The following is a 24,241-nucleotide window of genomic DNA, read 5'->3' as shown; positions in this document are numbered from 1 at the left end:
CGTTGTCGAATGTCGGAGAAGAACGCTATGCCCCACATCATCGTCAAAGCGTGGCCCGGGAAAACCGAGGAGCAGAAGCAACGTCTGGCGGACGCCATCACACGCGACGTGATGACGATACTCGGTTATGGTCAGGAGTCCGTGTCAGTCGGCTTCGAGGAAATTCCCTCGGATAGGTGGAAGGAAGAAGTCTATCGTCCGGATATCGAGGCGCGTGCCGCAACGCTGTACAAAAAACCGGGCTACCGGATGTAAGCGCGCATCGCAGGCACGCCGGCTTTGACACAGATCGCTCTGCAAGTGCAAGTCCCCGTGCCGAAGCCACGATGAAGTGCGGCTGCGCCTATGTCGACGCGGCGCGCTCGTCGAGGTGTTGCCGGGGACTGGCGGCCCGAGCCGCTCGCCGCATCGCTCGCCGTCGCTCATCGGCGCAACCTTTCGCCGTGCGTGCGGGCTTTCATGGACTGGATCGGGGGCGTATTGGCGCCGTATCTGGATTAGCGGGGTAGGGGCGACGTGTCGGGGGATGTGGTCCGTTGGCGTTATGCAAACTTGCCGACATCCGCGGCTTCCTTGACGAATCGTCCGGTCGCCAGCAGCGCCTGTTCGATGTCAGCGACGATGGCCCGATTGTTGACCGGCGCGGTCACGCACCATCCCCAGAGATCGTCGTCGATTTCATAGTGGCCGCGGGCATACGACCAATAGCTGAAATAGCGGTCCTGCGACCCGGCGATCTGCGGGTCGTCGAGGCCGTCCGGATGCGCGAGCCGGACGGAATGCAGCGCATCCCGGAGCATGGCGGCGACGTCGGGAAAGTCGGCCGCACGATGGTCGTCGAGTATTTCGACCAGCAGATCGCTACCGTGATAAACCGGTCGAACCCGGAATCGAATCGTGTGGATCATCGCTCGGTTTTTTGTTGCGGAAACGCGTGGCGCGCGCACCGATCGTCTGGCGATGCCTGAACGAACGCCGCAATGGCTTCCACCACACCGCTTGCCAAAGGGAGATCCGGGTTCGAATACGCGGCAAGATTGTCGTCGAGCGTATCCGTGTGAACGGCCTTGAGCACGTGATTGGCATTCGCGACGATCGTCAGCCGGGCGCCTGGACTCGCGTCCTTCAACCGTTGCGCGTCCTGCACGCCCACCTGAATATCGCGCGCGCCCTGCACGATCAGCACCGGTTTCGCATACCCGGCCAGAAGGGCCGCCGGATCGATGGCCAGTTCGCTCATCAGGAACCGCTGAACCTGCGGCCTGAACAACGGCATCAGTGCAGGATCGATCGTGGCTGCGTCGACCGTCTTCCCGGCTTCGAGCGATTCGAGTATCGACATCGCGTTGCCCAGAACGGCGGCATTCGCGGGGTTCGACCGCAGTTGCTGCGTCAACACCTGTGCGAGCGGCCGCCCCGGCGTGGACACGAGGATCAGGCCGTGGATGTCGGCGGTTTGCCGCGCCGCCGACAACGCGACCCATCCTCCCTCGCTATGCCCCAGCACCCATACGCGGCGCGCACCGGTCCGCGCACGGATGGCCGCCACCCACGCGCGGACGTCTGCCGCGTAGTCGTCGATCGTGACGTCGTCCGCTTCCGCGATCGCCGAAGCGCTACCGTACATGCCGCGCTTGTCGATGCGAACCGACGCGATACCTTGGCCGAGCAATCCTTCGGCGAGCAACCGGTAAGTCGATGCCTGAAGGCCGTTTGGTCCGTTGCCGTTCCGGTCGGTCGGACCCGATCCCGGCACGATCAGCACCACCGGAGCATCGCCCGCCGCTGGAGACGACAGCGTGCCGCTCAGCGGGCCGACAGGCCCCGGTATTTCGATTTCCGTCTGCATCATGTGTGAATGACGTTCCTGATCCGTGTGGTGATGAACTTCGGGCACGGCATCAACGTACCGAATCCCGCGCCTCGCCAAGCACCCATTCCGCAAACGCCTGTACCGGCGCCGCGCTCAATTCGATCGGCTCGGGCAGCACGAGGCAGAAGTTTTTTGTCACCGCTTTGCCGTCCGGCCAGGGCGCGACCAGACGCCCTTGCTCAAGCTCGGCCCCGATGTAAAGGCGCGGCACCAGTGCGACACCGAGGCCGGCCAGCGCGGCCTCGATCAGCATCGAATGGAGATCGTATCGCGGGCCGACCGCCGAATTGGTCAGCACGATGCCGGCCTCCTGCGCATAGATCTGCCACGCATCCGGATTCTGCCGCCGGTGAAGGCGCGGGAGCGCATCCAGCGACGGGTTCGCGCCAGCGTCTTCGAGGAGCGACGGGCTGCAGACGGGCACCAGCACCTCTTCCAGCAGCGGATGCAGATGCATGCCGGCCCACGCCGGATGCGCGAAATGAATGGCTGCGTCGAATCCGCTGCCGGCCAGGAGGAACGGCTCCATCCGTTCGGCGATGTGCACGGTGATGGTCGGATGCCGATCCTGAAAGCGCTTCAGCCGGGGGATCAGCCAGCGGGTCGCGAAGGTCGGAATCGCGGCGATATCGAGACTCGCGCCTTCCACGGGCTGGCCCATCAGATACAGGCTGTCCCGTTCCAGCCGATCGAGAATCTCGCGCACCTGCACCGCGTATCGCGTGCCGTTGGGCGCCAGCCGCACGCGGTTGCCGACGCGCTCGAACAGCGTCACGCCCAGAAACGCCTCCAGCCGGCCGATCTGGCGACTGACGGCGCCCTCGGTGCGGGCCAGTTCGTCGGCGGCGCGGGCGAAACTGCCGTGTCGGGCCGCCGCCTCGAAGGCCAGGAGCGCGGAATTGCTCGGAATCTTGCGTCGCATCGGGATCGAGTTGGTGAGTGCGCTCGACGGCCTGCTTGATCAAATATCACTGAAGGCTGATTTTAAGTCGATATCTGCGCGGAAAACAGCAGATTAGCATTACGTCACTGCACTGAATATCCCGCATTCGAAGCCCAGGATGCACATCCGTCACGAAGGACAATCCGATGATCTACACCGTGGAATGCAGCTTCGCCGACCCTGCCAGCGAAGCCGAATGGAATGACTTCTACAGTGCCGACAAGCTGCCGGCCCTCATCTCGGTGACCGGCTTCCACACGTCGCAGCGTTTCAGGGCGGTAAGCGACGGCTGCCCCGTCTACCTGGCCATTCACACGATCGACGGCCTCGACGTGCTGACCGGAGACGAATATCGGCAGAAGGGCGGCGGCAATTTCGCGCGCTGGCAGCAACACATCACCGACTGGCACCGCAATCTCTACGGCGATATCGGTCGGGCACCGGCGGTCGATGCCGGCGAATTGCTCGCGCTGAGTGCCGGCGGGCCCGATCCGCTGATCGGGCTGGGCCTGAAGCCGCTGGCCATGCAAGCCGTGGCGCTGGCGCAGTGCCCGGCGCGTCGCTGGCTCGCGGTCCTGCCGCGCCGCGACGCCGCGCTTGCCGGGAACCTGCCGGCCGGCCTCGACCTGTATGCGCCGATGACGCCGCAACTGACGAAGCAGGCCCGCGATGCCTAACGTGACGTTCCATATCGATGCGGACCGCATGCCGCCCGATGCGCGCCTCGCCGAACTGTCCGCCGACTGCGTCGAACTCTGTACGGCGGTTCTCCAGGCAGAAGTCCGGAACGTCCACGTCATTTACGTGGCGGTCCGGCACGGATGCGGGCATCCGGTTTACGCGGAAATCCAGTATCGCGAGGCGTCGTGTCGCCCGCTCGCGGTCATGAGCGCGTTCATGGAAGCGCTGGATCGCGCGATCGTTCGCCGCACGGGCCTGACGGCGCGCATCCGTTGTTTTAGTCATGCCGCGCCGAACCTTCACGCCCGAAACTAGCCGCTGCGGAGAAGCAGGATGTCCAACGTTACGTTTCCCGGCCGGCGTGTCGGGGATTTCACGATCACCGCGATCAGCGACGGCTACCTCACGGCCAGCCTCGATTTCCTGTCGAATATCGACGTGTCCGACGCTACCGCGATGCAGCGCGCGGCCGGGCAGCACGAGCCGTCCGCCGTGCATATCAACTGCTACGTGGTGCGCGGTGCGGGCCGCACGATTCTCGTCGACGCCGGGGCCGGCGGCATCAGGCAATGGGGCGGCCGCCTGATGGACAATTTGCGGCTGGCCGGCATCGACGCTGCCGCGATCGACACCGTCCTGCTCACCCACGCCCATCCCGACCATGTCGGCGGGCTGCTCAATGCCGCCGGACAGGTTGCGTTTCCGAATGCGGAACTCGTCGCGCATCGACGCGAGGTCGGATTCTGGCGCGACGACGGCAACCTGAGCCGCGCAAGCGAGCGCGCCCGTGGCAATTTCCGGATCGCGCGTCACGCATTCGATGCGTACGGCGACGCGCTCCGGACCGTCGACGAAGGCGAGGTGCTCCCGGGGATCGCTGCGATATCCCTACCGGGACATACCGACGGACACACCGGCTACCTGCTCGAATCCGGCGATCGGGGCCTGCTCGTGTGGGGCGATATCGTGCATTTTCCGCACATCCAGATCGAACGACCGGACGTCGCGATCGCATTCGATCAGGATGCGTCGCAAGCGGCGACGACGCGTTCGCGGCTGCTGGATCGGGTCAGCTCGGAAGGGCTGCTGATCGCCGGCATGCATCTGGGCGAACCCGGCTTCGCGCGCATCAGGCGAACGCACGGCGAATACGGGCTGTTTTACGAGACCGACGCATGAGGCGATGCACGCGGACGTGCGTGGTCGATACCCGGTGTCCGCTTTGCAGGCTGCCGCTCGAGGAGGACAATCCAGCCTGGACCCTCGTCGGCGGTCGCACGTCATGGCCCCATTCCAGCTCGATGGACGGCATACCGTCACGCCGCGGATCGTCGTTGCGGATCCGCGCAACCTGATCGTCTTCATCCGCGCGGTGTTCGACGCGGAGGGCGGATTCCGTACCGGTTTGCCTGCCGAGATCCGGATCGGCCGCCGTCGTGGTGATCGGCGGCGCAGACGGCCTGCGCGGTCCGATGCCGGCGTTTTTGCACGTGTATGTCCAGGACACCGATTCGACTTGTGGGCGGGCGCTCGCGGCGCAAGCGATCCCGCTGGAAGCGCCCGCCGACATGCCGTACCGCGACCGGCGGCCGATGGTGAAGGCTGCGTGGAGAAAGGTCTGGCAGATCGCCACGCACCAGCGCGACCTGTCGATCGACGAGATTCGTTCCAGGCTCGGCGACGGCCGGTAGCCGCGCTGCTGCCTCCTTCCCTCTGTCGCAATCGTCAAGATTCGCGTCGCGTGCGGATAAAAGCCGCCCGTTCCCCGCGCCGTTAACCCGTTCGCAGCCCCCGCGCCTCGTCTTGCGTCACGGCGCGCGTCGTTCGTGTTCCGGAATTCACATTCGCCGCTGGCCGTGCCCGGCCGGCTCAAGGGAACGTCATGCGAAAACAACTCACTATCCGTGGTGGACTCGTCGCGACCATCGCCGGCTACACCGTGCTGCTCGTGCTGGTGGTCGGCGCAGGCATCGCGGCGCTTTATATGGGCAACGGTTCGCTCGAGGCGATGTACCGTGACGATACCGCGTCGCTGCTGCATCTGAAGACCAGCTCCGAGCGAATGCTGGTGCTGCGCGAACGCATGAGCGACGTCGCGCAGATCATCAGCGCCGGCCAGCCCGCGAAGGCGGAAGTCGCGCAACTCCACACGCTGCTCAAGCAGAGCGACGACGAGCTGGACGCGTACACGCGCCTGCATCCGCGCGACGCCGGCGAGCAGGCGCTGTTCGACACGCTGCAGAATCGCCGGCGCGCGCTGCTCGATCGCGTGTTCCTGAAGGCACTGTCGCAGCTCGACGGCGACGACGCGTTCAACTTCCTCGACACCCAGCGCACCGCGCCGCCGGCATTGTTCGCCGCCTACCAGGAGGCGATCGACGCGCTCGAATCGTTCCAGGTCACGCGTCAGAAGGCGCGCTACGATGCGGCCGGTGCGAATTTCCACCGGATCGTATGGGGGATGGGGGCGGTCGCGGTGCTGGCGCTCGTCGTCGGCTTCGTTGCGCAGCGCGTGCTCGCGAAGGCGATCATCGGGCCGATCAATCTCGCGGTCGACCAGTTCGAAAAGATCTCGAAGGGCGACCTGACCGGCACCGTCGTCGTGCCGGGCGAGAACGAGATGGCGTATCTGCTGAATGCGCTGAAGCGGATGCAGGACGGCCTCGTCGAGACCGTCAGCCAGGTGCGCGCGAGCACCGAGACGATCGTCGGCGACGTGCGCACGATCGCGAGCGGCAACGTCGACCTGTCCGCGCGCACCGAGCAGCAGGCCGTGTCGCTGCAGCAGGCGGCCGCGAGCGTCGAGCAACTGACGGCGGCCGTGCGCCAGAACGCGGACAACGCGCGCGATGCGCGCACCTACGTCGAGGGCGCGGCCGGCATTGCATCGCGCGGCGGCGAAGCGATGCAGCGCGTCGTCGAGACGATGTCGGAAATTTCGCACAGCTCGACACGCATCTCCGGCATCGTCGGCGTGATCGAGAGCATCGCGTTCCAGACCAACATCCTCGCGCTGAACGCCGCCGTCGAAGCCGCGCGCGCGGGTGAGCAAGGGCGCGGTTTCGCGGTCGTCGCGAGCGAGGTGCGCGGGCTCGCGCAACGTTGCGCGGCGGCGGCGAAGGAAATCCGCGATCTGATCGGCCATTCCGCGCGACGCGTCGAAGATGGCAGCGGCCTCGTCGCACTGGCCGGCTCGGCGATGGCCGAGCTGGTTGCGGCGGTCGAGCGCGTCAACACGATCATGGGCGAAACCAGCCAGGCATTCGACGAGCAGTCGTCGGGCATCGAACAGGTGAACGCCGCGGTGATCCAGATGGAGCAGACGATGCAGCGCAATGCCGCACTGGTCGAGGAGGCGGCGGCCGCGGCGCTGTCGCTCGACGAACAGGGCGCGCGGCTGAGTGCGGCGGTCGCCCAGTTCCGTCTGCGCGAAGCGGCGCTCGCGTGACGGGCGCGCTTATTGCGGTGCGTCCGGCAACGCGTAGTCGAAGCGGTACGCATGCCGGCCGTTGTCGATGTCGATGTGCATCGAACCGGACAGCCCGAGCAACTCGTCCGTGCCGGAATCGGGCACGACCGTGATCGACTGCGCCGGCTGCCCGCGCGTCATGGTGGAGCTGTGCTGCAGGACAAAACTGCCCTTGCGTCCGCCGAGCACGCCTGTGACGGTTTCCATCGCCACGTACCCGGCCGAACCCTGAACGCTGCTGCGAAACGCGAGCATTTCGCCTTGGCTGACGGCTTCCAGATCGCCGTGAAAATGCTTGTCCAGCGACATGCGGCCGAGCCCGCTGGGTTCGGCGACGCGACTCAGGGATTCCGGATTCAGCTTCACTTCGAATGGACCGCCGGCCTGCAGTTTCATTGGCATTCTCCTGGTTGAATGGGCACTCCGCACTATAAGCCAAGCGGGTTCCGCCGACGGTGACCGAATGCCGGCCGTGTACGGGACGAGCCGTCGCGCCACCGCAGTCCGACATCTTCCTCTACTCATCGCCTTGACCTTGAAGCTGACTTGAAGCTTAGAGTCCTTGCTGACGGCAGTGAATCGGCAGGCCGTGGATTTCGCCTGCCACGGTCGAGCATCGACGAGAGGCGACGAACATGGACAGACGTTTTACACAGGTCGAATTCGGGCCGCACACGGTCGACGTGCCCGAGGGCGGGTACTACGACCGGTTCCGGATGAATCCGGACCTGGACGCGGTGGCGCGCGATCCCGCGGCGGGGAACATCGATTTTTTCCGGCGAATTCCGAAGCGTCAGGTGGCGTCACGCGTGGGCCCGACCTGGGCGCCGAACTTCTACTACCGTTCCAGCAGCATTCAACTGCTGTTCCTTGCACCGCTCGACCGCTTGCGGACCATGCTGCCGATCCCGCTCGAACCGCTGCGGGCGCTGCCCGGATACGGGCTCGTCGCGCTGACGTTCTTTTCGTATTCGGTCTGCGACAACGATCCGTATGACGAAGTATCGGTCGCGGTGGTCATTCGCCGGCCCGGCGCGACAGGTTCGCACGCGCTGGAACTGATCGACTCGATGCGGCGCCGGAGTTTCTTCGCGCACGTGCTGGCGCTGCCGGTCACGACGGACATTGCGCGGGTACGTGGCGTACACGGCTATCAGTTGCCGAAGTGGCTCGCCGAGATCGACGTGAACATCGATGCCACCGCGCGCGCGCGTATCGCCGGCCCGGGCGGGCGGCCGGATCTGAGCCTGAGCGTGCCGCTGTCGACGCTGACCCACGTCCCGTCGCAATCGCACATGGGTACGACGACGATGGTCAATCGCATCGACGGCGAATGGCATCAGTCGTCGGTGCAGACCAACATGCTGTCGTTCGCGCAGCGCCTGTTGCCGCGCAACGTCGAGCTGGTGCGGCACGGCGGGCCGCTGAGCCAGTTGCTCGACGGGCTCGGCGCATCCACAATCATGCGTCTCGACGTGGTCAAGGATGCGCAACTGGTCCTGAATCTGCCGACGCCTTTGAGGGCGTTCGACGAATCCGGAAAGCCACGCTAACGATACGGATGCGTGCGACGTGCGCGCACGGAAGGAGTCGTCCATGCCTCAACCGACCTACGATCTCGTCGTATTTGGCGCCACCAGTTTCGTCGGGCAAATCCTGACCCGCTATCTGTCCGACTACCTGTCGGACGCGGGCGCCGGCGATACGTTGCGCTGGGCGATCGCGGGCCGCTCCGACGCGAAGCTCAGGCAGGTCCGGGATACGCTCGGCGCGGCCGGGCAGTCGGTGCCGATCATCGTCGCCGACGCGGCCGACGAAGCGCAGCTTCAGGCACTGTGCGCGCAAACGCGGGTGGTCGTGTCCACCGTCGGCCCCTACGCGCTGTACGGCGAGCCGCTGGTCAGGGTCTGCGCGCAAACCGGCACCGACTATTGCGATCTCACCGGCGAGACGCAGTGGATCAGGCGGATGATCGACCGGTACGAAGCCGCGGCCCGGCAATCGGGCGCGCGCATCGTGCATTGCTGCGGCTTCGATTCGGTGCCTTCCGACATGGGCGTGTTCTTCCTGCAGCAACAGGCGCGGCAGCAGTGGGGCGAGCCGGCCGCTCATGTGAAGATGCGCGTCGAAACGCTGAAGGGCGGTGCGTCGGGCGGCACCGTGGCCAGCGTGATCAACGTCGTGCGCGAGGCGGCGGCGGATCCGGCATTGCGGCGCGAACTGCTCGATCCTTATTCGTTGTGCCCGCAACGGCATGGTTTCACGGTGCGGCAGCACGCGGTGCGATCCGCCGAATTCGATCGCGACTGCGGCGCGTGGATCGCACCGTTCGTGATGGCCGCGATCAACGAGCGCGTCGTGCACCGCTCCAATGCGCTGGCGGGCAATGCGTACGGCAGCCGCTTCACCTATGACGAGGCCGTGATGACGGGCACGGGCCTGAAAGGACGCGTGACCGCGCTGACGATGGTGGCGGGCCTCGGCGCATTCATGGTGGGCGTCCTCATCGGGCCGGTGCGCAGCCTGATGGCGCGCTTCCTGCTGCCGAAACCCGGCGAGGGGCCGAGCGTCGACGCTCAACGGGCCGGCCGCTACGATTTGCGCTTCTTCGGCCGCACCGACGACGGGCGAATCTTGCGCGTGAAAGTCACCGGCGATCGCGATCCCGGCTACGGCTCCACCGGCAAGATGCTCGGTCAGGCCGCGCTCGGCCTCACGCTCGATTGCCGCCGCGACGGCGTGAAGACCGGCCGCGGCGGCGGTTTCTGGACGCCCGCGACGATGTTCGACGAGCGCTATATCGAGCGCCTGGTTCGCCATGCCGGGTTGCGTTTCGAGGTGATTTGAAGGCGGTCGCCATCCGCTATTCGAGCCGGGCGGGACGCCATGCAGGGGCCGGCGCCGGCGGGACGCCCGCGGGCGCTGCCCGCTACGCCCGGTTGCGCGTACTTGCTCCGGTGCGGGCGGCCGTTTCGTCCAGGATCATTGCGGCGAATTCGACGGCCGCCGGCATCCGCGCGTCGTGCATCATCACGAATTCCATCTCCGGCAGCGCCGGCAAGCCTTCGGGCAAGCCGAGTTCGCGAAGCGTGTCGTCGATCGCGCTGCGCGGCACCGGTGCGATCGCGATGCCGGCCCGTGCGAAGGTCCGGATGCCGGTCACGCTCGGGCTTTCGCACGCGATCCGGTAACGCATGCCGGCCAGCGCGAGCGCCGTGATGGCGGCGCCGCGATACGGGCATGGATCGGGGAAGCACGCGAGCGGCACGTCGCCTTCCGGCAGCGGCTCATGCCGCGCGAACGCCCAGACGAGCGGCTCTTGCCACAACGTCGCGCCATGGCCCGAGTGCGAGCACCGGCTGCCGATCACGAGATCGAATTCGCCGTCGGCATGCCGTCGAAACAGGCTGTCGCCGATATCGACGACGAGCTCCAGCCGCAGGCCGCGTCGCGCGGCGCCATGGCGGCGCATCAGGTCCGGCAGCCAGCCGCCTGCGAAATCCTCCGACACGCCGATCCGCAGCTTGACGTCGACCGCGTTACCCGTTCCCAGCCTGGCGCGCGCTTCCGCGCTCAGGTTGAGCATCGCACGCGCGTAGCCGAGCAGCGTTTCGCCGTGTGGGGTGAGCGTCACGCTGCGCGTATTGCGCACGAGCAGTGTCTGGCCGACCTGTTGCTCGAGGCGCACGATCTGCGCGCTGACCGCGGACTGGCTGAGGTTCAGCCGGCGCCCGGCGCCGGTGAAGCTGCGCACGTCGGCGACTGCAACGAACGTATGAAGCAGCGCGGTGTCGAGAGGAGGGTTCATTCATCACCAATCCGGGTTAATTCGATCAATTAATATCATTTCTGGATTATAGGCCGACCCGCTAGGCTGCGAAGTGCAGTGGGCGAGCGCGCATCCCGCGCGCCGTCGTCACTTCTGGCAAGGACCGGCGTCATGACACGCGTGCTCTATATCGAAGGCTCACCCAACAAGGCATATTCGGCGTCCATCGAGGTATGCGACGCGTTTCTCGACACATACCGGCAAGCGCATCCCGATCACGAGATTCGGAAGCTCGATATCTGGGATCTGCCGATGCCTGAATTCGATGCCGCCGCGCTGGCCGCGAAATATGCGGGATTGAGCGGCACGGCATTGACGCCGGAGCAGGCGGCTGCGTGGCGGCAGATCGAGCGGCTCGCGGCGCCGTTCCACGCAGCGGACAAGTTCCTGTTCGGCGTGCCGCTGTGGAATTTCAGCATTCCGTACAAACTCAAGCACCTGATCGACGTGATCTCGCAGAAGGATGTGTTGTTCACGTTCGATGCAGCGGGTTTTGCCGGCAAGCTGATCGGCAAAAAGGCGGCGGTGGTCTACGCGCGCGGGCTGGCCTATCAGTCGCCGGGGTCGTTGACGCCGGCTGCCGAGTTCGATCTGCAGCGCCCTTACATGGAAACGTGGCTCAGGTTCGTGGGCGTGACGGACGTCACCGGGATCGTCGTCGAGCGCACGTTGTTCCCGGACGGGAAGGTCGACCGCAGCCGCGCGATCGACGAAGCGCGGGCGATTGCGCGCACGTTCTGATGTCGCCGCGCGCTGCATCCGCGCGGGCCGAGGGTCAGCGCCCGCCGCGTGCGATGGCGAGCGCGACGCCGAAGCTCACCAGCAGGCATCCGAACGTGCGATCGATCCAGTGCCGCAGCGACAGCAGGCGATCGCGGACGGCCGTGGCGGAGAAACAGATCGCCACGAGGCTGAACCAGCCGGCATGTGCGGCCGCGATGAATGCGCCGTAACCGATCTGCACGATCAGCGGCGTGTCGGGGCGCACGGCCTGCATGAACAGGCTGACGATGAACACCGTGGTTTTGGGATTCAGCGCGTTGGTCAGAAAGCCCGTGCGCAGCGCGGCGAGATCGGACAGCGGCGCCACGCGGGTGTCGGCTTGCGCGTCGCCGGCTTTCGTCATGAGCATCTTTGCGCCGAGGTAGATCAGGTACATCGCGCCGATCAGCTTGACGGCGTTGAAGAGCCACAGCGATTGTCGGATCAGGAGCCCGACGCCCAGCAGCGTGTAGCTCACGTGGACCGTCACGCCGAGCCCGATTCCGCATGCGGTGAACACGCCGGAACGACGCGACAGCATCAGGCTGTTGCGCGTGACCATCGCGAAGTCAGGCCCCGGGCTGATGACGGCCAGCAGCGTAATGGTGACTACGACTATCAGTTCGGTCATGGTGTTGCTCCAGCGATGAATGGGTTGATGGCACAATCGTATCCATCATGCTTCATCGGGGAAAACGATGTTTTCTGACCAGAATGGTGAGTCTGAATCACAGTCGATTCGGACGAACCTGCCGTCGCTGATGGCGCTGCGTTGTTTCGAGGCGGCGGCGCGTCACGAGAATTTCAGCCGCGCGGCCGACGAGCTGTGCCTGACCCATGGCGCGGTCAGCCGCGCGGTACGTCTGCTCGAGGACGACCTGGGCGTGGCGCTGTTCGAGCGACGCAGTCGTCGCGTGTTCCTGACCGATGCCGGCCGCACGCTCGCCCAGGCCGTCCATGATGGCCTGGGGCTGATGCGTCACGCCGCCCACGCATTGCGCACCGAGGCCGCCCGTGCGCGACGTTCGGTCCTGTCGTGCGAGCCGACGCTCCTGATGCGCTGGCTGATTCCGCGCTGGCCGGATTTCCAGGCGCGGCATGCGGGCGTCGATATCCATCTGGCCGCCGCGGGCGGGCCGTTCTCGTTCGACGACGGTATCGACATGGCGATTCGTCGCAACGATTTCGCGTGGCCGGCCGGGTATCACGCGGAACATCTGTTCGCCGAACGGGTGGGGCCGGTTTGCCGGCCGGACAAGGTCGGCGCGTGGTTTGCATCGCGTCGCGGCGGCCGCGCGTTGAAGCCCGACGCTGCGCTGCTGCATACGCGGACCCGGCCGGACGCATGGCACGCGTGGGCGGCGGCGGCGAAGCAGCCGGCCGCGAACGGGCGCGGGCAGCGGTTCGATCACTTCTACTTCAGTCTGCAGGCAGCCGTCGCGGGGCTCGGGGTGGCGATCGGGCCGTGGCATCTGGTGCGCGACGACATCGAAAGCGGTGTGCTGGTTGCGCCGATGGGGTTCGTCGAGGATGGATCGGATTACTACCTGTTGACGCCGGCGCCGGTGGCGGACGGGAGTGCGCAGGCGGCGTTGCTGGGCTGGTTGAGGGGGCGGGTTTGACGGCGGTTGCCAAGCGGGCCTTCAAACAGGCGGCGAAGCGTGTGCCCGAAGCGCCGGGGTGATTCAGGCGATGGCAGGCGTGGCATGCCTCGCCGCTGTCAACGGACCGGCACGGACCGGTCGTCGCGTTGAACCAGGACTCGTGCCGCCCGCACGAGATGGCGATTGATCGTCGGAATCAGCGAGACGGGAATCTCGTGAGGGCCGGCAGTTCGAAAATCGGCTACGTGCATGATATGAACCAACCCGACGTTGAACTGAACGAATGCTTCGATGTCCGGGTCGTCCCGGATCGCGCTGCCCGAGCGCAAGGAAAGTTCAGTCGACGATATAGCACTCGCGGATTTTTTGGATTGTGGCAAGTTCGTCGAGCGGCTTCAAGGTCGCCTTGGGCAGGAAGCGACGACTGTCTCTGTATCCGGAATGGGCAGTGCAGTGGTTCCGCGCTACGCTCGTCGGCATTGATCGACGCAGATGGCAGACTGGTCTTTGCCGAATTCAATTGCACGCGACGCGGGGTTTTCCCGGGAACAAGCCCTCGCGATCGACATTGCAGGCGACGAACAGAGTTGGCGCAAAGATCGACATCGTCACCATTGCGTGCAAACCTGAGTGTTGCAAGGGCAATACCGGATAGCCGGCCAGACGCACGGGCGTGGCAGATTTCGACCGGCTTTGCCGAAATGGCGCATGATGGCGTGCGCGTCGCTAAAAGATCGTTGCGATGTGCTTTATCGCACCCGTGAATGAGCGTGGATAAAGTTGCACTCATTCTTCATCTTTTTTTACAAAAAATTTAACGACGCGCGTGCAACCCCGGGCGATGTCGGGCAGCAGCGAACATTTCCCGTCGCATTTAAACCCGCATCTTTACCCGACCATCCACGACGAGGCGCGGCGATGCTACTTCAAACCGGTAATTTATTCAGCGCCGAAGGGCGGCGCGGCGGCGACGAGCGAATCGACATGCTGGTCACGGGCCCGCACGTGAACGTCGAGCGAATCGTATCGATGGGGCATGCGAGCCCGGACGGGTTCTGGTATGACGACTCGCGCGCCGAATGGGTCGTGCTGCTGTCCGGCGCGGCCGTGCTCGAATTCGAAGCGGATGCAACGCGGCTCGATATGCGCGCGGGAGATTACGTGCTGATCGAGCCGCATTGCCGTCATCGTGTCGCGTGGACGCATGACGAAATGCAAACCGTCTGGCTTGCGATCTATTACGAACGCTGAAGAAAGATTGGCGTGCGGCACGATCGGTCGATTGACCCGTGCGCGACACGCCGATCGGGCAAAACCTCGTCAACCGGAACGGCCTTGGAAACCCGCCGGTATCGATGCCCCACTCAATGCCCAAATCGCCGGACAGCACGTTGAATCGCGCGCCGGACCATGCCGGGAATCTTATTCCTGGATCAGGAATCGATTGCGATTCTTCGCATCCTTGATCCATGCCGGCGCGCGACCGCGGCCCGACCAGGTCGCGCCGGTCTTCGGATCGCGATACTTTGCCTGCACGGGAGCGCCCGCTTGTTTGGCCGGCCGACCGCGGCGCGTACCGAAAATGTCTTTTTCGGTAATGCCGTATTCCGCGACTTTGGTGCGGATGTCGTCGACGATCGCCTGGAATTCAGCGACGCGCGCTGCTTCGGCTTTCTCGGCCAAAGCGTCCATTTGAGCTTTCAGTTCCTTGTAAGTTGCCATATATCACTCTTCAGGTTGTGTCCATACATGATAGCGGTTTCAACCGGAAATGATAAAGAAAATTGCGCCGACTACGAATTCCATTGCCGATATGGCAATGCACGACTGCTTCGAACACCTGAGAAGTGGTTTGACTTGAATCGTTTGCGTCCGATCTTCTCCGGCGAGACACGCTGCGGAGACTCAATTATTCTTTATCTTTTTTCAGAGGGATTGGGGAATTCACTGATGAACAGGGATGACACGCTGAAACAGGTTGCAGCCGAATTCGGATTCGATCCGGACGAAACGATCAGGATCGGCGGAAAGTACACGCCCGTGCTGGTCGACGGAAGCACGGCCTATATTGCCGGCCAGGTGCCGCGTATCGGGGAAGTGGTGCATTTCGTCGGCGTCGTGGGCGAATCCGTTTCGCTGGACGATGGCCGCCGCGCGGCCGGCATCTCGGCGCTGCGCGCGCTGTCGTTGATCCGCAAGCATTGCGGCACGCTCGATGCGATCGCGACGGTGCCGCGCATGACCGTGTACGTGCGCAGCGCGTCCGGCTTCACGATGCAAAGCGAAGTGGCCGACGGCGCGTCCGACGTGTTGTACGCGGTGCTCGGCGACGCCGGCGTCCATACGCGTTCGTCGGTCGGCGTGCTGCAATTGCCGAAGGGTGCATCGGTCGAAGCGGATTTCATTTTCGGGCTGAACCGCGGCGGTGCCGCTGGTTGATTCGCCGTGGCTGGGCGACGGAACGCGCCGCCTGGCGTCGATCAGCGCGCCGTGCGCGAACGGGCGGCTTCGGGCGTCATTCCGGTCCATTCACTGAATGCGCGGAAGAACGAATTCGGATCCTGGTAGCCGAGCAGGAAAGCGATCTGACTGTAGGGCAGATCCGAGCGATCGAGGTAATGCCACGCGAGCTTCTCGCGAACTTCCGCGAGCAGCGTTTTGAAGTTCGCGCCTTCGTCGCCGAGCCGCCGCTGCAGCGTCCGCTTGCTGATCGCGAGCGTTCGGGCGACGCCGTCCGTGGTGGCGAGCCCGCCCGGAATCAATTCGAGCAGCGCCGCGCGCACGCGCTCGACGATGCCGGCTTCGGCCGACAACGCGTCGAGGCGGCGGCGCAGGTCGGGCTCGAAAATCTGCCACATCGCATGGTTCGCGGTCACGAACGGACGCCGCGCATCCTGCAGCGCCACGCTGACGGAAGGCGCATCGCCGTACTGTGGCGTCACGCCGAAAAAGCGCGCATAGCCGGGATGCGGGCGAACGTCGCGCGGCAGCGTGACGGCGCGCGCCGGCAACTCGGTGCGGGTCGCGAGCCGTGCCAGTTTCACGAAGAAGCCGAGTTCGGCCGCGACCAGCATGCCGGGCGGCGGCACCTCGCGTTCCAGGAAGTCGACGGCGAGGGTGAGCGCGTCGGCCTCGTGCGACACACGCAACCGGATCGGGCCGATCAGCGGCTTGAACTGGCCGATCCGCCGGATCGCGATCTCCAGGTTGGGGCTGCACAACGCGGCGAACAGCGGCGGATCGAAGGCTTCGACCGAGAGCAGATCGAGGATGCGCAGTGCGACGGCCGGCATGTTCGCCATGTCCTCCATCGCACGCCACATGCGGAAGTACTCGCGGGTCGTCAGCCCGTTCTCCGGCCGCGTGAACAGATCGGCAGGCAATTGCGCGTGCCGCAGCAGTTCGTCGGCGCGCAGGCCGAGGTCAACCATCACGACCTGCCAGCCCGGCGAAATCGCGAAGCGGTTCATCGCCGCAATTGCCCGGTTTCGACGAGTTGCTGAAAGAAATCGTTCATCGACTCGGCGAGCGGGCGATAGCGGATCCCCAGTTCGTTGCGGCTGCGGCTGTTGTCGGCGCGCCAGGGCAGCCCGATGTTGCGGGCGACCACGCGGCGCGTCACGCTTTTGTTCGCGAGCGGGCCGACCAGCCACACCAGCCATTTGGGCAGGATGCGCCGCGGAATCGGGTAGTCGGCGCCATACCGTTCCAGCAGCGTGGCGGCCATCGCCGGCAGGCTCGTGTCGTGCGCCGACACGATGTAGCGGCCGTTGGCGTTCGGCAGGAACGCCGCACGCAGATGCGCGTCGGCCACGTCGCGGACATCCACGGCGCCCAGGCCGAGATCCGGCACGCCGGCCTTCATCGTGCCGTTGCCCATCTGCCGCACGATCTCGAAGCTTTCCGATGTCGCATACGGGTTGATGCCGGGCCCGATCACGAGCGACGGATTGATGGTCACGAGATCCCAGCGTTGCTGCTGGCGGGCGATCTTCCACGCTTCGCGCTCGGCAACCGTCTTCGAATACGAATAGGGCTGATGGGTCAGCGACGAACTGGTGTTCCAGATCGCTTCGGTGAACACACCACCGGGTGTTGCGGCGAGATCGGCGTTGTCGCCGTAGATCGCGGCGCAACTGCTGGTCAGCACGACGCGCCGCACCGACGGCGTGCGGTTGGCCGTCTCGAGCACGTTGCGCGTGCCCAGCAGCGCCGGATCGACCAGCTCCTTCTGCGGATCGGTGACCGTGACGGTGAACGGCGACGCGGTATGGAACACGGTCCCGCAACCGGCCATCGCGTCGGCATATGACCCGGGTTCGAGCAGGTCGGCGCGGAAATAGCGGATCGTGCCGGGCTTGCCGGCCGCGATGCGCTGCAGATGCTCGAGCTTGTCGGGGCTGTCGGGGTCGCGCACGGCCGCATGGACCGTCAGGCCGGCCTCGAGCAGCCGCTGCACGAGCCAGCCCGCGACGTAGCCGGTTGCGCCCGTCACCATGACGGGCAGGTCGGTATCGATATTCATGGACGGGATTCCGTTGCAGAGATGATGCGCCATGATGCCGCCTTTTGCGCGCCACTTCACTCGCAAAGCGTGCCAATCGACATGCAGGGCGCGACAGCGTCGCGACGTACGCAGGCTCATGCGAGCGCCATTCACGCGATCGGATCGACGGCGTCATGCGCATCGGACCGTCTCTGCACGACGCGCTCGCGAGCGACGGCAGGAAATTCCGCGGCGCGCTGTTTCGCGCCAATGCTCGGCTTTCCTATCGAATGGATGACGACTGGAACGATGCCGCGCACTGGAACATCACGAAGCCCGGTGGTGCATCCGGGTGTCCGGACGGGCGGGAAGCGCTGGAGCCGCCGGACTGACGTGTGACGTGCGCGGCATCGCGTGCGACGAAGCGGCACGTCGCTCCCGGCGGTCGATTCGTCAGATGTGAAAGCGCGCGATTCGTCGTGCGGTAGCGTCCCGCTCCTGTCTTCATCCCCGTCATTTCGGGAAGCTGCGACCTGACCGATATCAACCGGCATCCCCACTTTTGGGGATGCCGGCGCCGCGCGGTACGCCTACGATGATCAACAAGGCACCGGGGACCGGATATCACCAGAACAATCGAGCAGGCCTGTCGTTCCGTGTCGATCGCCGTGAACGTCCGCACGGTCGATCGTCACAGTCGTCGCGTACGCTGACGTGCAACGTAGGCGGTGCGTCGTTGGCGCCGCGAACGACGGCGCGTTGATGACGGAAGGCCTGATGTCGTATTTCGGGGAATTTCAATCAATATGCTCGCACGAGACTATGTGGAACGAGAGCTCTCGCATATCCAGCGCATGGTGGCGCTGCTGGACAGCGAGACGGACGTCGACGACGTGTCGATGTCGGGCGCGGGACGCGTCAGGCATCCGAGTTACTGGCGCGGGCGCATCGAGGAACTGCTGTCGACGCCCGACGTGCCGCGTCACGTCAGAAAGCTGAGCGAAGCGGTGCTCGCGAAGATCGACGAGATGGAAGCGCGATTCGCGACGATGAAGTAAGTGCATCGTCGGGAGCAGGCGCCGAACCGCGTGCCATCGCATCACGATCGGCCTCGAACGCCGCCACTTGCGACAACCTTTCGTTCCGCGCCAACCGCGCCAACCGCGCAGGCCGCCATCCGCCGTCTGCGTCAACGCCGATTCCACGGCCGCCGTGTCAAAAACGACCATTACGTCAGACGAGAAACGGTAACAAACGTGGTATTTCGATCAAACCCGCATCGGCAATTTGAACAATGAGGCCGATTGAGTAAGATGCCCGAACGACGTTCGACGAAAACGCACGGCGCGGGGTGGCCAGATGCAGATGAACGGGTTGATTCCATCGGCATGGATCGATGACATCTACGCCGCGGCACTGGGCGATCAACGATGGGAAGCGGTGCTGGACGGGCTGCGCTTGTCGGTCGGCGCACGCATGGCCACATTGCTGTCGTTCGATGATGCGGCGAGGCTGCCGGCGATCGAACAGGCGGCCGGCGACGATCCGTCGTGGGTCGCCGCGTGCCACCACAGCTACAACACCGAGTTCTACCTGTACGACCCGGTCGTGCCGGTTGCCGCCGACTGGCCGGCGGGGCGCTGGTTCGAGGACGTCAAGCACCTGTCGGTGCGCGAGCGCACACATGGCGTGTTCTACCGGGAATTCCTGCAGCCGTTCGGGCTCGGCAGCATCTCCGGCCTGTACATTCATCGCGGCGAAGGCGCCGGCGCGTTCCTCAGCGTACAGGGCGGCCCGGAAGCGCAAGGGCTGTCCGACGCGCAGCGCCGCACCATCGAAATCATGGGCGCCCACATCAGCCGCGCGCTGCGCATCCACGCACGCATCGGCGAGCTCGAAGCGCGCGTGGCCGCCGCGGAGTCGGCGCTCGATGCGGTGCCGGTGCCGGTATTCCTGCTCGGCGCGCAGCGCGAGCTGCGCTATATGAATCGCGCCGCCCAGCAGCTGATCGCCGCTGAACCGGTGCTGCGGATCGTGAACGGCCGGTTCGCGCCGGAAGGCTGCGTCGACGATGCGCAATGGCGGCACGCGTTCGCGCGCGGCGGGCTGTTGCTGCGGCGTACCACCGGCGAACCGCTGCCGCTCGCGCTGATTCCCGTTCCGGAACAGTCGCGCCTCGCGCGCGAACGGCCCGGCGTCGCGGCGCTGATGACGGCCGCCGACCTGCGTTCGCCGGCGGCGCGCGCGCAGCGCTTGCGGGTGTTCTACGGGCTGTCGTCGGCCGAAGCCGATCTCGCCGTGCTGCTGTGCTGCGACGGGCATTCGCCGCAGGAATGCGCGGCGCTGCGCGGCGTGTCGATCGGCACGGTCCGTGCGCAGATCAAGTCGATCTACACGAAGACGGACGTCGCGCGCGCCGCGCAACTGACGTCGCTCGTCATGCAGACCTGAACGATCGATGCACGCGCGCGCGGCGGCGTTTTGACCTATCCGCCGCCGATTCCCTGCAGTATCTTGCCGGTCCCGCCGCAGACGGTGCATGGCTGACCCTCCACCCGGCCGGTGCCGCGGCAGACGCGGCACGTGTCCTCGCCGATGCCCGGCGCGTCGGCCGGGCCTTCGTCGCCGGCGTTCGGCGAGGCAGCCGGGTCGGGGGGCGCTGATGGCTTCGTGGTCGACATCACAGGCTCCTTTCGCGTTGCGTGATGTCACGGCGAGCATCGCGCGTGCCCACGAGCCGGCACGCGCGACGGCGACGGCAGGGCCGCGCGTTACAGCGCCGGCGCCCACGTCGACCCGAACGGGTTCGACTGGTCGATGCCCGGGAAGTCGACGAACGCCTTGCTGCAGTCGAGCACGCTGGCCGGATCGATCGCATGGACCGCGCTGCCGTTGACGACCACCCGGTTCGCGGTCGACGGGAACACCGGCAGGTTCACGTTGCGCAGCGTGAGGTTCGCGTCGGACGCGATCGTCGCGATGCCGTCGGGCGTATCGGCCACCACGTCGGTCAGCGACATCACGAGCGGGAACGCCGGCTCGCCGTAGCCGCCGGTGTTCGCCTCGAAGCCCTGCAGCTTCACGCCGGCCGCGCCCTCGATCACGACGTTCGCGAGCGAGATGTCGTGGAAGTTCGGATACAGCGGGCCGCTCGCGGGCACGGCCTTGGTGCTGTAGTACGGCGTGAACAGCAGCGCGTTCTTCGCATCGCGGATGCAGATATTCGCGTAGTGGATGTTGCTCACTTCGCCGCCGCGCGCATAGTCGGACTTGATGCGCAGTCCTTCTTCCGAATCGCGGAACGCATTGTCGTACACCTGAACGTTGGTCACGCCGCCGTTGGTCTCGCTGCCGATCGAGATGCCGTGCCCCCAGTAGATGTGGTTGTGCGCGATCACGACGCCCCATTTGCGATCGGCGCGCACGTCGCGATTGCCGTCGATGCCGAACAGCCCCGAGCCGGCGGGCGCCGGATTGTTGCTACCCTTGAGCGCGATGTCGTCGTCGCCGGTGCTTACGTAGTTGTACGCGAACACGAAGTTCTTCAGGTAGCCGTCGAACGAGATCGCGGCGGCGGACGTCGTCGTGCTGCCGGTCGACAGCGCCACCGACGTCGGCTTCGACGCGGAGCCCGGGTCGAACGCGTCGGTGTTCTTCACGTTGTCCGCGTTGAACGTCTGCCCGTTGTACAGCGGGTTGCCGTTGCCGGCCGGGTTCGCGAACGCGGCGAGCGTCGGCGTCTGCACCTTCACGTTCCAGATCGTCAGCCCGTCGACGCCGCTCGGCACCACGTGGAAATTCGGGCTGTTGTTCAGCGTGATGCGGTACAGCGTGAGGTTCTTCGCGTAGTTGAACACCATCAGCCGGAAATTCGACTGCGAGCCGAAGCCGGTCGTGCCGTTCTGCACCATGTTGCCGAGATACGCGAGATCCCACCACGTCATGTTGCGCACGGTCGATTTCGAATCGACGACCGTGCCGCCGTCGTCGCATGCGGTGCCGTCGGGCGCCACGGTGCCGCTCTTGTACGCCGCGTAGGTGTTCGAGCAGGTCAGGTCGACCTTCATCAGCGGGTATTTCGCATCGGACGTCACGAGCTCCGCGTAGCCGCGCCCGTCGATCCGGCCGTCGCCGACCACGGCCGCGTTGACGAGGTTGGTGCCGGTGATCAGCGCGGCGCAGTTCGACGAGCTGCCGGCTTTCGTCGCGCTGACGGCCGTGTTGCCGCAGTACGGGCCGGCGGCGTTCGGCGAATACGCCTTCACGTCGCGCGACGCATACAGCGTGACGCCCTTGTCGATCCACAGCGTGACGCCGGACGGCAGCGTCAGCGGCCCGCTGATGAAGCCGTTGCCGGGACCCGCGCGATTGACGACGAGCCGCACCGCGAACTTGCTCGCGCGGTACTTCCGCTTCGCGAGTTCCTCGCCGGACGCGCCGGCGAGGTTCGCGTTCGGCGCGGCGGCCGTCTTTTGCGCGGCGGTGGCCGCGGCGTCCGCCGCCGCGATCGTCGCGCCCACTTCGGCGTCGACCGCCGCGCCGCAGGCGTCGAGGGCGGCCTGGATGCGCGCCTGGTCGGGGTTGGCCGTCGCGGTCGACACGGTCTTGCCGACGCCGGCCGTCGACGGATCGGCCTCCGGCGGCAGCGAGCCGTCGGGGCGGCTCACGAGCGTATTGGCGGCTTCGAGCGTGCTGCACACCTGCGTGTCGGCGGGCAACGCCGGTTCGGGCGGCAGGTTCGGGTCGACGGTCGTCGTGCCGACCTGGAACACGCTGGTCGCGGGCGGTGCGGTCGACGCCGCGCCGCCGCCGGTACTCGCGTCGTCGCCGCCGCACGCGGTGAGCGCGGCGGCGGTGGCGAGCAGCGCGGCGAGCAGGCCGAGTGCACGCGGGCGTCGGCTGGGCCGGGAATTCGGCCGGGAATGTGGCCGGGCAACGGAAAGTGTCATGACGGAGATCTCCTGAAGAGGCATCGGCTGCGCGATGCCGGGTTGGTATCGGGTCGTTCGGGCGGCGCGGGTCGCCGCGACGCGAGCGCGAGCGGTGACGGGCAGCGGGCAACGCTGAAGCGGGGGAGAGCGGCCGCCGGCGCGGTTCGTCGGGCCGGGCGCCACGAGCGCGAATCGCGTCGTGCGGGATGCGGGCCGGCGCGCGCTCGTGGCGCCGCGGCGGCGTGACAACATCGTGGTCAGTCATCCTATAACGACGACAAGCGAAGCGAAACAAGGCCGCCGGATGTCGGGAAACCGCCACGTCGGTATCCCGTTTGCATGCCGACCCGTTTCCGGAAAACGTTTCGCGAAAAAGCGCGGAAACAGAGAATGCGATTCCTCGATTTCCGTCAAAAGCCCTTGATAGCAGCGGTTATAGGGGTATGCACCAAGTGAGTTAAACGGTTAACCGACGTACATTCGCTCGACACGTCATACGACGTATGACTCTGCGGTTCAAGGAAGCGTACCGGCGACGCAGGCGCCTGCCGACGGATCGCCGCACAACAACGATCGACCATCAAGGAGACTCACCATGAAGCACCGATTCACCGGCTCCCGTACCGCCCTGGCCGTCGCACTGATGGCCGGCTTCGCGATGTCCGCGCAGGCGCGCGTGTTCCGCTCGGCGGACGTGCACGGCGACACCTTCCCGACCAACATGGCCGTGAAGTTCATGGGCGAGGAGTTGTCGAAGCAGACGGGCGGCAAGGATTCGATCAAGGTGTTCGGCAACAGCGCGCTCGGCTCCGAGAAGGACACGGTCGACCAGGTGCGAATTGGCGCGATCGACATGGCGCGCGTGAACGGCGCGTCGTTCAACGAGATCGTGCCGGAATCGCTGATTCCGTCGTTCCCGTTCCTGTTCCGCGACGTCGCGCACTTCCGCAAGGCGATGTACGGGCCGGCCGGCCAGAAGATCCTCGATGCGTTCACCGCGAAGGGGATGATCGCGCTGACGTTCTACGAGAGCGGCGCGCGCTCGATCTACGCGAAGCGCCCGGTGCGCTCGCCGGCCGACATGAAGGGGCTGAAGGTGCGCGTGCAACCGTCCGACCTGATGGTCGACGAGATCAAGGCGATGGGCGGCACGCCGACGCCGATGCCGTTCGCCGAGGTGTACACGGGCCTGAAGACGGGCCTCGTCGATGCGGCGGAAAACAACCTGCCGTCGTACGAGGAAACCAAGCATTACGAAGTCGCGCCCGATTACTCGGAGACGCAGCACGCGATGACGCCGGAAGTGCTGGTGTTCTCGAAGAAGATCTGGGACACGCTGTCGCCGCAGGAGCAGGCGGCGATCCGCAAGGCGGCGGCCGATTCGGTGCCGTACTACCAGAAGCTGTGGACCGCGCGCGAGGCGTCCGCGCAGCAGCTGGTGACGAAGGGCGGCGCGAAGATCCTGCCGGCCGCGCAGATCGATCGCGCGGCGTTCGTGAAGGCGATGCAGCCGCTGTGGACCAAGTATGAAAAGACGCCGCAGATGAAGCAGATCGTCGACGAGATCGAGGCCACCAAGTGACGCGTCGCACTTCCCTGAACAGCGCGGCGGCCGCGGGCGCGTCGGCCGCCGCCCCCGACGGCGCGGCGCCGGCGCGGCCGC

27 protein-coding genes and 1 pseudogene are annotated in these 24,241 nt (G+C 65.8%); 17 read left to right on the top strand and 11 right to left on the bottom strand.

Translation table 11 applies throughout. The features are described 5' to 3' along the window. Window positions 1-27: 27 nt before the first annotated feature. Entirely contained in the window at window positions 28-255 is a 228-nt protein-coding gene (locus MMB92_RS31540) for a tautomerase family protein (protein ID WP_006483372.1), read from the top strand. Window positions 256-355: 100 nt separating this feature from the next. After that, window positions 356-501, top strand: a pseudogene (locus MMB92_RS35335) (LysR family transcriptional regulator); the annotation flags it as partial. A gap of 41 nt (window positions 502-542) precedes the next feature. Here MMB92_RS35335 and MMB92_RS31535 read toward each other — a convergent pair. From MMB92_RS31535 to MMB92_RS31525, 3 genes are read right to left on the bottom strand one after another with little or no spacing between them, the layout of a single operon-like run. Further along, window positions 543-908: a hypothetical protein gene (locus tag MMB92_RS31535; protein ID WP_006483389.1), complete on the bottom strand. Its 366-nt coding sequence runs from the start codon at window positions 906-908 to the stop codon at window positions 543-545. Beyond that, entirely contained in the window at window positions 905-1,852 is a 948-nt protein-coding gene (locus tag MMB92_RS31530; protein ID WP_006483376.1) for an alpha/beta fold hydrolase, read from the bottom strand. The genes MMB92_RS31535 and MMB92_RS31530 overlap by 4 nt, the downstream gene beginning before the upstream one ends. 49 nt (window positions 1,853-1,901) lie before the next feature. Then, window positions 1,902-2,795, bottom strand: a complete 894-nt coding sequence (locus tag MMB92_RS31525; RefSeq protein WP_006491561.1) for a LysR substrate-binding domain-containing protein — start codon at window positions 2,793-2,795, stop codon at window positions 1,902-1,904. A gap of 167 nt (window positions 2,796-2,962) precedes the next feature. Here MMB92_RS31525 and MMB92_RS31520 point away from each other — a divergent pair, with 167 nt between their 5' ends. The 5 genes from MMB92_RS31520 (at window position 2,963) to MMB92_RS31500 (ending at window position 6,945) form a co-directional block, all read left to right on the top strand. Then, on the top strand, window positions 2,963-3,493 hold the full coding sequence (locus MMB92_RS31520; RefSeq protein ID WP_006483378.1) for a hypothetical protein: 531 nt from the start codon (window positions 2,963-2,965) through the stop codon (window positions 3,491-3,493). Beyond that, window positions 3,486-3,812 (top strand): hypothetical protein, encoded by a 327-nt coding sequence (locus MMB92_RS31515; RefSeq protein ID WP_277563174.1) that lies wholly within the window; start codon window positions 3,486-3,488, stop codon window positions 3,810-3,812. Before MMB92_RS31520 ends, MMB92_RS31515 begins: the two co-directional genes overlap by 8 nt. 18 nt (window positions 3,813-3,830) lie before the next feature. After that, window positions 3,831-4,676 (top strand): MBL fold metallo-hydrolase, encoded by an 846-nt coding sequence (locus MMB92_RS31510; RefSeq protein ID WP_006483377.1) that lies wholly within the window; start codon window positions 3,831-3,833, stop codon window positions 4,674-4,676. A 257-nt stretch (window positions 4,677-4,933) separates the two neighbouring features. Beyond that, window positions 4,934-5,188 carry a glyoxalase gene (locus MMB92_RS31505; protein ID WP_227746378.1) on the top strand — a complete coding sequence of 85 codons (255 nt, stop codon included), beginning with the start codon at window positions 4,934-4,936 and terminating at the stop codon, window positions 5,186-5,188. A gap of 191 nt (window positions 5,189-5,379) precedes the next feature. Next, window positions 5,380-6,945, top strand: coding sequence for a methyl-accepting chemotaxis protein (locus tag MMB92_RS31500; protein ID WP_034203940.1), 1,566 nt, complete (start codon window positions 5,380-5,382; stop codon window positions 6,943-6,945). Between the two features lie 9 nt (window positions 6,946-6,954). Here the strand turns inward: MMB92_RS31500 and MMB92_RS31495 are convergent, their stop codons facing one another. Then, window positions 6,955-7,362 carry a DUF3224 domain-containing protein gene (locus tag MMB92_RS31495; protein WP_277563173.1) on the bottom strand — a complete coding sequence of 136 codons (408 nt, stop codon included), beginning with the start codon at window positions 7,360-7,362 and terminating at the stop codon, window positions 6,955-6,957. A gap of 239 nt (window positions 7,363-7,601) precedes the next feature. Between MMB92_RS31495 and MMB92_RS31490 the strand changes: the two genes are divergently transcribed. Both MMB92_RS31490 and MMB92_RS31485 read left to right on the top strand, forming a co-directional pair. Next, window positions 7,602-8,519 carry an acetoacetate decarboxylase family protein gene (locus MMB92_RS31490; RefSeq protein ID WP_212246735.1) on the top strand — a complete coding sequence of 306 codons (918 nt, stop codon included), beginning with the start codon at window positions 7,602-7,604 and terminating at the stop codon, window positions 8,517-8,519. A gap of 43 nt (window positions 8,520-8,562) precedes the next feature. After that, window positions 8,563-9,813 (top strand): saccharopine dehydrogenase NADP-binding domain-containing protein, encoded by a 1,251-nt coding sequence (locus tag MMB92_RS31485; RefSeq protein WP_277563172.1) that lies wholly within the window; start codon window positions 8,563-8,565, stop codon window positions 9,811-9,813. 82 nt (window positions 9,814-9,895) lie between these two features. Here MMB92_RS31485 and MMB92_RS31480 read toward each other — a convergent pair whose 3' ends face one another. Next, complete coding sequence (locus tag MMB92_RS31480) at window positions 9,896-10,774, bottom strand: LysR substrate-binding domain-containing protein (protein ID WP_034203943.1); 879 nt, start codon at window positions 10,772-10,774, stop codon at window positions 9,896-9,898. A gap of 132 nt (window positions 10,775-10,906) precedes the next feature. Between MMB92_RS31480 and MMB92_RS31475 the strand changes: the two genes are divergently transcribed. Beyond that, the gene (locus tag MMB92_RS31475) at window positions 10,907-11,536 is read left to right on the top strand and encodes an NAD(P)H-dependent oxidoreductase (RefSeq protein ID WP_084752344.1); all 630 of its coding nucleotides are present in this window, start codon (window positions 10,907-10,909) and stop codon (window positions 11,534-11,536) included. 34 nt (window positions 11,537-11,570) lie between these two features. Here MMB92_RS31475 and MMB92_RS31470 read toward each other — a convergent pair whose 3' ends face one another. Further along, a complete protein-coding gene (locus MMB92_RS31470; RefSeq protein ID WP_034203945.1) occupies window positions 11,571-12,188 on the bottom strand; it encodes a LysE family transporter in 618 nt (205 codons plus the stop codon). A 67-nt stretch (window positions 12,189-12,255) separates the two neighbouring features. Here MMB92_RS31470 and MMB92_RS31465 point away from each other — a divergent pair, with 67 nt between their 5' ends. Further along, on the top strand, window positions 12,256-13,179 hold the full coding sequence (locus tag MMB92_RS31465; RefSeq protein ID WP_277563171.1) for a LysR family transcriptional regulator: 924 nt from the start codon (window positions 12,256-12,258) through the stop codon (window positions 13,177-13,179). A gap of 900 nt (window positions 13,180-14,079) precedes the next feature. After that, on the top strand, window positions 14,080-14,412 hold the full coding sequence (locus MMB92_RS31460; RefSeq protein WP_006483368.1) for a cupin domain-containing protein: 333 nt from the start codon (window positions 14,080-14,082) through the stop codon (window positions 14,410-14,412). A gap of 171 nt (window positions 14,413-14,583) precedes the next feature. On the opposite strand, the gene MMB92_RS31455 is transcribed toward MMB92_RS31460, so the two are convergent. Further along, window positions 14,584-14,883: an H-NS histone family protein gene (locus tag MMB92_RS31455; protein ID WP_006483375.1), complete on the bottom strand. Its 300-nt coding sequence runs from the start codon at window positions 14,881-14,883 to the stop codon at window positions 14,584-14,586. A gap of 228 nt (window positions 14,884-15,111) precedes the next feature. Here MMB92_RS31455 and MMB92_RS31450 point away from each other — a divergent pair, with 228 nt between their 5' ends. Next, window positions 15,112-15,600, top strand: a complete 489-nt coding sequence (locus MMB92_RS31450) for a RidA family protein (protein WP_270956994.1) — start codon at window positions 15,112-15,114, stop codon at window positions 15,598-15,600. Between the two features lie 41 nt (window positions 15,601-15,641). Here the strand turns inward: MMB92_RS31450 and MMB92_RS31445 are convergent, their stop codons facing one another. Continuing rightward, window positions 15,642-16,631, bottom strand: coding sequence for an AraC family transcriptional regulator (locus MMB92_RS31445; RefSeq protein WP_058903851.1), 990 nt, complete (start codon window positions 16,629-16,631; stop codon window positions 15,642-15,644). Further along, complete coding sequence (locus tag MMB92_RS31440) at window positions 16,628-17,686, bottom strand: NAD-dependent epimerase/dehydratase family protein (RefSeq protein ID WP_181461620.1); 1,059 nt, start codon at window positions 17,684-17,686, stop codon at window positions 16,628-16,630. Before MMB92_RS31440 ends, MMB92_RS31445 begins: the two co-directional genes overlap by 4 nt. Window positions 17,687-17,841: 155 nt before the next feature. On the opposite strand from MMB92_RS31440, the gene MMB92_RS31435 reads away from it, so the two are divergent. The 3 genes from MMB92_RS31435 to MMB92_RS31425 all read left to right on the top strand — a co-directional run bounded on the left by MMB92_RS31435 (window position 17,842) and on the right by MMB92_RS31425 (window position 20,098). After that, window positions 17,842-18,039, top strand: coding sequence for a hypothetical protein (locus MMB92_RS31435; protein WP_256869000.1), 198 nt, complete (start codon window positions 17,842-17,844; stop codon window positions 18,037-18,039). A 414-nt stretch (window positions 18,040-18,453) separates the two neighbouring features. Next, window positions 18,454-18,705 (top strand): hypothetical protein, encoded by a 252-nt coding sequence (locus MMB92_RS31430; protein WP_006483379.1) that lies wholly within the window; start codon window positions 18,454-18,456, stop codon window positions 18,703-18,705. Between the two features lie 307 nt (window positions 18,706-19,012). Further along, on the top strand, window positions 19,013-20,098 hold the full coding sequence (locus MMB92_RS31425; protein WP_226244988.1) for a helix-turn-helix transcriptional regulator: 1,086 nt from the start codon (window positions 19,013-19,015) through the stop codon (window positions 20,096-20,098). Between the two features lie 35 nt (window positions 20,099-20,133). Here MMB92_RS31425 and MMB92_RS31420 read toward each other — a convergent pair whose 3' ends face one another. Then, window positions 20,134-20,328 carry a hypothetical protein gene (locus tag MMB92_RS31420; protein ID WP_212157886.1) on the bottom strand — a complete coding sequence of 65 codons (195 nt, stop codon included), beginning with the start codon at window positions 20,326-20,328 and terminating at the stop codon, window positions 20,134-20,136. 90 nt (window positions 20,329-20,418) lie between these two features. Continuing rightward, complete coding sequence (locus MMB92_RS31415; protein WP_062911504.1) at window positions 20,419-22,596, bottom strand: glycosyl hydrolase family 28 protein; 2,178 nt, start codon at window positions 22,594-22,596, stop codon at window positions 20,419-20,421. A gap of 577 nt (window positions 22,597-23,173) precedes the next feature. Here MMB92_RS31415 and MMB92_RS31410 point away from each other — a divergent pair. After that, complete coding sequence (locus MMB92_RS31410) at window positions 23,174-24,160, top strand: TRAP transporter substrate-binding protein (RefSeq protein WP_006481984.1); 987 nt, start codon at window positions 23,174-23,176, stop codon at window positions 24,158-24,160. Window positions 24,161-24,241: the final 81 nt, after the last annotated feature.

Source organism: Burkholderia sp. IO2, assembly GCF_029522185.1.
Lineage (GTDB): Bacteria > Pseudomonadota > Gammaproteobacteria > Burkholderiales > Burkholderiaceae > Burkholderia > Burkholderia cenocepacia.
This window is presented reverse-complemented; position numbering and strand designations above follow the sequence as displayed.